Genomic DNA, 7,741 nt, shown 5'->3' with positions numbered 1-7,741 from the left:
CACGTTGTTCGCTCCGCAAGCTCCGCTCAGTCACGTTGTTCGCTCCGCAAGCTCCGCTCAGTCACGTTGTTCGCTCCGCAAGCTCCGCTCAGTCACGGACCAGGTCCTCCTCACTCCCCCGGAACGCGAGCGTCCGGTAGCCGGGTTGGGTGGCGAGCAGGTCGGTGTGGGTGCCGGTGGCCGCGACGCGCCCGTCGACGAGGTAGGCGACGCGGTCGGCGCGGTCGAGCAGCAACGGCGAGGTGGCGATCAATACGGTCGTATGGCCGCGGCGGGCGGCGTGCAGCCGTTCGGCGATCACCGATTCGGTGTGCGCGTCGACGGCGGAGGTCGGTTCGACGAGCAGCAGCACCTCGGGGTCGGCGAGCAGGGCACGCACGAGCCGCAGCCGTTGGCGCTGCCCGCCGGACAGGGACCGGCCCTGGGCCTCCACGTAGGAGCCGAGCCCGTCGGGCAGCGCGTCGACGATGTCCTCGGCCATCGCGACGCGGACGGCGTCGGCGACGGCCCGGTCGTCGGACTGGCCGCCGTGGCCGTCGTTCGCGGCGACGGTGTCACGGAGGGTGCCCGCGAACAGGTAGGCGTCGTTGTCGGCGACGAGGATGCGGGACCGCACGTCGGCGAGCCGGACCTCCGCCAGCGGGACACCGCCCCAGGTGACGGCGGAGTCGGTATAGCGGCCGAGCCGGTCGACCAGGTCGGTGCCGTCGGCGGGCACAGCGGCGGCGACGGCGAGCAGTTCCCCTGGGCGCACGGTCAGCCCGCTGTCGGGGTCGCGCAGCGGCGCGGGCCCGGACGGTGCCGGTACGGATGACCTGTCACGCACGGCCGGTTGGATGGTGAGCACGGTGGTGACGCGGCGGGCGGCGACCAGGCCGCGGCTGATGTCCTGAGCGCCCTCGATGAGGAAGTACACCGGCGTGGACAGGACGGCGACGTACCCGTAGACGGCGACCATCTCGCCGACGGTGATCTCCCCGGCGGCGGTCATGCGCGCGGCGAGCCAGGTGACGGCGGCGAGGAACAGGCTGGGCAGCCCGACCGCGACGCCCTCGATCCAGCTCGCGACGGCCCCGACCCGGTACCCCTCGGCGCGCAGCGCCTGGGAGCGGCGCCGGTAGCGGGTGGCGAACAGGTCCTTGCCGCCGATCCCGCACAGCACCCGCAGTCCGGCGACGATGTCGCCCGCGCGGGCGGTGAGGGAGCCCTGGTGTTCGCGGTAGACGGCTTCGGTGTGGCGCAGCCGGTTGAGCAGCGGCCCGATGGACAGCACGAACAGCGGCACGCCGACGAGCACGACGGCCGCGAGCAGCGGGGAGATCGACACGAGCAGCACGGCGACGGTGCTGTAGGTGACGAGCGCGCCGACGCCGGGGCCGGTGGAGGTCATGGTGCGGGCGATGCGGTCGAGGTCGGCGGCGCCGATGCTCACCACCTCACCGGAGGTGACGCGGCGGGGCAGTTCGGCGCCGACCCGCCCGGTGTGGCGGATGACGACCTGGACGGTGCGGTACGCGGCGTCGTTGCGGATGAAGGTCATCGTGCGGTGCCGCAGGACCCCGAGGCCGGCGCTGGCGATCCCGGACGCGGCGAGCACGGCGACCCAGGACGCGAGGGCGCCGAGGTCACGGGCGCGCAGCCCGTCGTCGATGGCGCGGGCCATCAGGTAGGGCGGCAGCATCAGCAGCACCATCCAGGTGATGGACAGTGTCGCGCCGAGCGACACCCGCCACCGCTGCTTCGTCACGAGCCAGACCAGGAAACGCAGCGGGCCGCGTGTGTCGGGCACGCCCGGATCGGCGTAGGGAACCTTCGGGCGCATGATTCCCACCTTATGTGCCCGTGGCCAGCCATTTTCGCACCGGCGTCACTCGACGAGACGCGCGGCTCGACACCAACGGCGGTACCGGCCGTGGGAGGCTTGTGGTGATGGACGCGAACCGCACGGCTGCCGTGCCCCGGTGCGCGGCGCTGGCCGCGCACCTCGACGAGCCGCTCGCGGGGACCGCGGCGTTCGCCCGGTCGTGGCTGGCGATCGAGCAGCCAGGGCCGTGGGGCCGGGACGCCCTGTCGGCGAGCCACCTCGAGGAGGGTGTCGCGGCCGAACTGGCGGCGCTGGCGGCGGGCACGGGCGTGCGGATCGTGTTGATCCGCAGACCGGGCAGCCACCCCGACCGGCACCGGCCGACGCCGAGGCACGTGTACCTCGCGCACACCGCGCCCGGCCGGACGTGGCTGGAACACACCACGGTCGTCGACCCGAAGCAACTGCTGGACCTGGACTTCGCGCGGGCGGGCGCCGGGGACCGCGGGCTTCTCGGTACGGCTGTATCGGATCCGCTGCTGCTGGTGTGCACGAACGGCCGACGCGACGTGTGCTGCGCGCTGCTGGGCAGGCCGGTCGCGGCCGCGCTCGCGGCGGAGCATGGTGACCGGGTCTGGGAGTGCACGCACATCGGTGGGCACCGGTTCGCGCCGACCGCGGTGCTTCTGCCGACCGGGTATTCATACGGTCGACTGACCGTGGCGGCGGGTGCGCGGTTGCTGGCGGGCGGCCCGGACCAGGCGGACTGCCGAGGCCGCTCGACCTGGTCGCCGCCGGGGCAGGTCGCGGAGCTGGCGGTGCGGGAGTCGACTGGTGTCACCGACGTCGACGCGCTGGCGGTGACGACCGTCGAGGAACCGGCCGAGGGCGGCTGGGTGGTGACCGTCGCGCACCGGGACGGCAGGACGTGGCGGGTGACGGTGGTGGAGCGGGAGATCTCGGCGGGCCGGGCGGCGAGCTGCGGCGCGGCGCCGACGCCCGCGGTCACGCTAGCCATCGCGTCCTGCGTGTAGCGCGGCGGCGAACCGGGTGGTGAGCCACCGCCGCTGCCACGGGGTTTCGACCGCGCGCGGGTGGTAGTTGGTGCGTGCCCAGGCGACGGCGTCGGCGGCGGGCACACCGGTGAGGACGGCGAGCGCGGCGATGACGGTGCCGGTGCGGCCGATCCCGCCGCCACACGCGACCTCGACCCGCTGCCCGTCGACGCCGCGGCGGTGCGCGCCGCGGATGGCGGTGACGGCGGCGCCCGTGTCGCGTGGGAGGAGGAAGTCGGGCCAGTCGAGCCACTCGTGGTCCCAGCCGAAGGTGTGGCGGGCCCTGAGTTTGCGGGTGCCGAGGTAGAGCCCGAACTCCGGTGCGGGGCCGCCGGGTGTGGGGTTGCGCAGCCCGCGGCCCCGCACCCATGTGCCGTCGGGGAGCTGGATCGCGTCGTCGAGAGGGGGCATGCGCCCACTATGGACCACTGTGGGCCGCTGATCGTGCGGGTTCGCGGTCAGCGGAACAGCGGTGGCCTCCGGCCCCCGGGTTCCATTGTTCCGGAGGGCACCGACAATCCCGTGTGGCGCGGCTCGGGTTTGTCCACAACGGCTCCGTCCATCCACAATTCCCCGCCCGACCGCGATTTCCTGTCGGTGGTGTCCGGTAGCGTGGTTCGAGGGGCCGGAGGCCAAAACCGCCACAACAGCCGAAAACAAAGGGCCCCGACTCCCATCCGGGAATCGGGGCCCTCGCCGGTCACGTCACTGATAGCGCGGCGGCTCGTCCGACAGTTCCGTCGACTCCGTCGGCCGCACCGGCGGCATCTGCTGCGTCGGCTCGTACGCGGGCGCGACCGCGGTCGGCGGCTCGGGATCCGGCTCCGGCGGCCCCACCGGCAGCGGCGGCCGCGACAACGCCGCGGGCGCCGCCGACTTGGTCAGCGGGCTCGGCACCTCCTGGCGCGCAACGGCTTCCGCCGCCCGCACCGCCTCGGCGACCTTCGGGTCGGTGGAGGTGTCGAACCAGCTCGCGATCTCCTCCTCGTCGTCGTCACGGCGCGACGGCGGCTCGTAGACGGGCGGCTCGTACCGGAACACACCGTCGTCACCGGGCGCGCCCAGCATCTTCGCGAACCCTTCGAGGGCCTTGCCGAAGTCGTTGGGCAGCATCCACACCTTGTTGGCGTCGCCCTGCGCCATCTGCGGCAGCGTCTGCAGGTACTGGTAGGCCAGCACCTCCGGCGTGGGCTTGCCCGCCTTGATCGCGTCGAACACCTTCTCGATGGCCTTCGCCTGGCCCTGTGCCTGCAGGTACCGCGCGGCCCGCTCACCCTGCGCCCGCAGGATCCGCGACTGCCGCTCACCCTCGGACGCGAGGATCGCCGCCTGCTTCGCGCCCTCCGCCGACAGGATCTGGCTCTGCTTCTGGCCTTCCGCGGTCTTGATCGCCGCTTCGCGGGTACCTTCCGCGGTCAGGATCATCGCGCGCTTCTCGCGGTCCGCGCGCATCTGCTTCTCCATCGAGTCCTGAATGGACGGTGGCGGGTCGATCGCCTTCAGCTCGACGCGCGCGACGCGGATGCCCCACCGGCCGGTGGCCTCGTCGAGCACCCCGCGCAGCTGACCGTTGATGGAGTCACGCGACGTCAGCGTCTCCTCCAGGCTCATGCCACCGACCACGTTGCGCAGTGTGGTCGTGGTGAGCTGCTCGACACCGACGATGTAGTCGGAGATCTCGTACACCGCGTCACGCGGATTGGTCACCTGGAAGTACACGACCGTGTCAATCGACACCGTCAGGTTGTCCTGGGTGATCACCGGCTGTGGCGGGAACGAGACCACCTGCTCGCGGCGGTCGATCCGCGCACGGACACGGTCCAGAAAGGGCACCAGGAAGTTCAGGCCGGGTTCGGCGACCGACCGGAACCTGCCGAGCCGTTCGATCACCGCGGACTGGGCCTGCGGGATCACGAGGATCGACTTCACCACGACCGTGAGTACGAACAAGACCACGACCGCGACGATGATGAGAATGGTCAACGTGCCTCCACTCCGGACGGCGCTTCCTGGGCGGTGTTGTGGAAGTAGATCACATCAGCCACCCGGACATGCGCATGTCAGGGCCGCGTCCAACCAGAAGTTGGATCACGTTCACCCTTGCGCCGGTCACTCCACGTCCGTCATCACGACCGCGGTCGCGCCGGCGATCTCCACGACGGTCACCTCGGAGCCCGGCGCGATCGGCTGCTTGCCGTCGAACGCACGGGCCGACCACACGTCGCCGTCGAGCCGGACCTGCCCGCCCAGCGCGTTCACCTCCGACACCGCGACCGCCTTGCGGCCGATCAGCGCGTCGGCGTTGGTGTGCACGAGCTCGCCGTGCATTCTTCGCTTCAGCCACGGCCGCGCGAACGTGACCAACCCGATCGACACGAGCGCGAACACCGCGCAGCTGACCAGCGTGTTCCCGAAAATCCACTCGGTGCCCGCACCGGCGAGCGCACCGACGCCGACCATCAGGAGGAAGAAATCCCCCGACAGGATCTCGGCGGCGATCAGCGCGATTCCGCCGATGAGCCAGAAGAATGCGGCCATGTCCGCAATGATCTCAGAACGGGGCCACCCGGGTCACTACTCTTCACCGGTGGTGACGAAATCGATGAGCCGCTCCACCGCACCGATCAGCGGTGTCTCCAGGTCCTTGTAGCTGCGCACACCGGCCAGCACCCGCCGCCACCCGTCGGCGGGGTCACCCCAGCCCAGCGCCGCGCAGATCCCTTCCTTCCACGGCGTGCCACGCGGCACCACCGGCCACTCCCCGATGCCGACCGCGGCCGGTTTCACCGCCTGCCACACATCCACGTACGGGTGGCCGGTGACCAGCACGTTCGGGTCACGCAGCGACGCGACGATGCGGGATTCCTTGCTGCCCGCGACGAGGTGGTCGACGAGCACACCCAACCTGCGGTGCGGCGCGGTGCCGAACCCGGACACCAGGCCCGCCAGGTCGTCGATGCCGTGCAGCGGTTCCACGACGACACCCTCCACCCGCAGGTCGTGCCCCCACACCCGCTCGACCAGCTCCGCATCGTGGATGCCCTCGACCCACAGGCGGCTGTCGCGGGCGGTGCGCGCCTTGTGCCCGGCCACCCGCACCGACCCCGACGCCGAGATCACCCGTTCGGGCGCCTTCTTCCGGGTGGGCTGGACCAACGTGACGGGCTTGCCGTCGATGAGGAACCCGGCCGGGGTGAGCGGGAACAACCGGTGACGGCCGTGCCGGTCCTCGAGCACGACGTGCCCGTTCTCGAACCGGACGACGGCGCCGGTGAACCCGCTCGCCGGGTCCTCGGCGACCAGACCCGGTTCGGCGACCACCTCCGGGATCTGCCCGCGGCGGCCGCCGCGCCCGAGGATGTCGCCGTAGTTCTGCGATCGCACGGCGAGTCACCCTATCGAGGTCGGCGGCGAAAACCTGGGACGACGGGCGTCGGAGACGGCGTGTCCCGGACGACGATGGAGGCATGGGCACCCGAGAGGGCCCGGTGCCGGACCCGGCGCTGGACCTGCTGGCGCGGTACGACGAGGCGTTGCCGCACGTCCACGGCTACCTGCTGGCACGCTGCGGCGACCGGACGCTCGCGGAGGACCTGACCGCTGAGGTGTTCCTCGCCGCGGTCGTCGCCGTGCGCAGACCGGGCGCGGCGGCACCGACCGTGCCGTGGCTGATCGGGGTGGCACGGCACAAGCTCGCCGACCACTGGCGCCGCCGCGAACGGGAGGAACGCGGGCTGCGGCTCGTCGAACACGCCACCGACGACCACGACGACCCGTGGGACGAGACGGTCGACGCGATCCGCGCCCGCACGGTGCTCGCCGGCCTCGGCCCGCACCACCGCGCCGCGCTGACACTCCGGTACGTGGACGGGCTGCCCGTGCGCGACGTCGCCGACCACCTCGGCCGCACCGTCCACGCGACGGAGGCGTTGCTGGTGCGTGCCCGTGCCGCGTTCCGCAGAAGCTACCGGGAGGAGGGCCAGTCGTGACCGATCCGTTCGACGCACTGCGCGAGCCGGTCGTCCCGGTAGCGCCCGACCCGGAGTTCGCCGCCCGGCTCCGAGACCGGCTGACCCGAGCCGTCTTCGACCAGGGAGAAGACATGGCAGTACAACTGACCCGCCGAGAACCGGCATGGCCCCCGTCGCTCACGCCCTACATCGTCGTGTCCGACGCCCGAGCGGCGCTCACCTGGTACACCGACGTGCTCGGCGCCGAACACCGCGGCGAGCCCCACGTGAACGCCGACGACACGATCGGCCACATGGAGGTCGCCCTGGGCGACGCGGTGCTGATGTTCGCCGAACCCTCCGACCTGTACCCCGACACACCCGTATCGCCACCCCAGTCCCCCACGACGTTCAGCCACACCCTCCACCTCGAAGTCCACGACGTCGACGAAACCTGCGCACTGGCACGACAGCGCGGCGCACACGTCGAACGCCCACCGGCGACCGAGCCGTACGGGCGGGCCGCGGTGATCGTGGACCCGTTCGGGCACCGGTGGCTGCTGCTGCAACGCCCCGGACGTGCCACGAGAGCCCGCCAGGGCGACACGGTGCGCGTGTCGATGGCGACCCCCGACCCGACCGAGGCGAAGGACTTCTACGAGACGGTGCTACAGGTGCCGTTCGAACCGTCCCGCACGCCGGGCTCGTGGCGAACCGAGGCGACGAACCCGCCGCTGAACATGTGGTCCCCGCGGGACACCCCACCCGAGGTGCAGCTGTGCTACCGCATAGACGACATCCAGGCCGCGGTCACCCGCGTCCGCCGGGCAGGCGGACAGGCACAGGACCCCGCACGGCAACCATGGGGCCTGATGTCGGACTGCGTCGACAACCAGGGCAGGCACTTCCAACTGTGGCAGCCCGTCGACTGA

8 protein-coding genes are annotated in these 7,741 nt (G+C 71.8%); 3 read left to right on the top strand and 5 right to left on the bottom strand.

Features of this window, described 5'->3' with window-relative positions; translation table 11 throughout:
* Positions 1-88 precede the first annotated feature (88 nt).
* Positions 89-1,822 carry an ABC transporter ATP-binding protein gene (locus ACIBVP_RS06495; RefSeq protein ID WP_396104975.1) on the bottom strand — a complete coding sequence of 578 codons (1,734 nt, stop codon included), beginning with the start codon at positions 1,820-1,822 and terminating at the stop codon, positions 89-91.
* A 107-nt stretch (positions 1,823-1,929) separates the two neighbouring features.
* On the opposite strand from ACIBVP_RS06495, the gene ACIBVP_RS06490 reads away from it, so the two are divergent.
* Positions 1,930-2,838 (top strand): sucrase ferredoxin, encoded by a 909-nt coding sequence (locus tag ACIBVP_RS06490; RefSeq protein ID WP_396104974.1) that lies wholly within the window; start codon positions 1,930-1,932, stop codon positions 2,836-2,838.
* On the opposite strand, the gene ACIBVP_RS06485 is transcribed toward ACIBVP_RS06490, so the two are convergent.
* The 4 genes from ACIBVP_RS06485 to ACIBVP_RS06470 all read right to left on the bottom strand — a co-directional run bounded on the left by ACIBVP_RS06485 (position 2,815) and on the right by ACIBVP_RS06470 (position 6,243).
* A complete protein-coding gene (locus ACIBVP_RS06485) occupies positions 2,815-3,270 on the bottom strand; it encodes a protein-tyrosine phosphatase family protein (protein ID WP_396104973.1) in 456 nt (151 codons plus the stop codon). The two genes, ACIBVP_RS06490 and ACIBVP_RS06485, sit on opposite strands and share 24 nt — an antisense overlap.
* Before the next feature lie 294 nt (positions 3,271-3,564).
* Entirely contained in the window at positions 3,565-4,827 is a 1,263-nt protein-coding gene (locus ACIBVP_RS06480) for an SPFH domain-containing protein (protein ID WP_396105844.1), read from the bottom strand.
* A 141-nt stretch (positions 4,828-4,968) separates the two neighbouring features.
* Positions 4,969-5,397, bottom strand: a complete 429-nt coding sequence (locus tag ACIBVP_RS06475) for an NfeD family protein (RefSeq protein WP_396104972.1) — start codon at positions 5,395-5,397, stop codon at positions 4,969-4,971.
* A gap of 36 nt (positions 5,398-5,433) precedes the next feature.
* Positions 5,434-6,243, bottom strand: a complete 810-nt coding sequence (locus ACIBVP_RS06470; protein ID WP_396104971.1) for a DUF3097 domain-containing protein — start codon at positions 6,241-6,243, stop codon at positions 5,434-5,436.
* 83 nt (positions 6,244-6,326) lie between these two features.
* Between ACIBVP_RS06470 and ACIBVP_RS06465 the strand changes: the two genes are divergently transcribed.
* Positions 6,327-6,848: an RNA polymerase sigma factor gene (locus ACIBVP_RS06465; RefSeq protein WP_396104970.1), complete on the top strand. Its 522-nt coding sequence runs from the start codon at positions 6,327-6,329 to the stop codon at positions 6,846-6,848.
* On the top strand, positions 6,845-7,741 hold the full coding sequence (locus ACIBVP_RS06460) for a VOC family protein (protein ID WP_396104969.1): 897 nt from the start codon (positions 6,845-6,847) through the stop codon (positions 7,739-7,741). The genes ACIBVP_RS06465 and ACIBVP_RS06460 overlap by 4 nt, the downstream gene beginning before the upstream one ends.

The organism is Actinophytocola sp. NPDC049390 (genome assembly GCF_044466355.1).
GTDB lineage: Bacteria > Actinomycetota > Actinomycetes > Mycobacteriales > Pseudonocardiaceae > Actinophytocola.
The sequence above is the reverse complement of the archived record's forward strand: the minus strand, read 5'-3'. Positions and strand labels throughout refer to the sequence as shown.

What these genes read in the sequence shown, in the direction of transcription:
- ACIBVP_RS06465 (WP_396104970.1), top strand. Translation starts at nt 6,327, where the DNA reads ATGGGCACCCGAGAGGGCCCGGTGCCGGACCCGGCGCTGGACCTGCTG.
- ACIBVP_RS06490 (WP_396104974.1), top strand. Translation starts at nt 1,930, where the DNA reads ATGGACGCGAACCGCACGGCTGCCGTGCCCCGGTGCGCGGCGCTGGCC.
- ACIBVP_RS06475 (WP_396104972.1), bottom strand. Translation starts at nt 5,397, where the DNA reads ATGGCCGCATTCTTCTGGCTCATCGGCGGAATCGCGCTGATCGCCGCC.
- ACIBVP_RS06485 (WP_396104973.1), bottom strand. Translation starts at nt 3,270, where the DNA reads ATGCCCCCTCTCGACGACGCGATCCAGCTCCCCGACGGCACATGGGTG.
- ACIBVP_RS06495 (WP_396104975.1), bottom strand. Translation starts at nt 1,822, where the DNA reads ATGCGCCCGAAGGTTCCCTACGCCGATCCGGGCGTGCCCGACACACGC.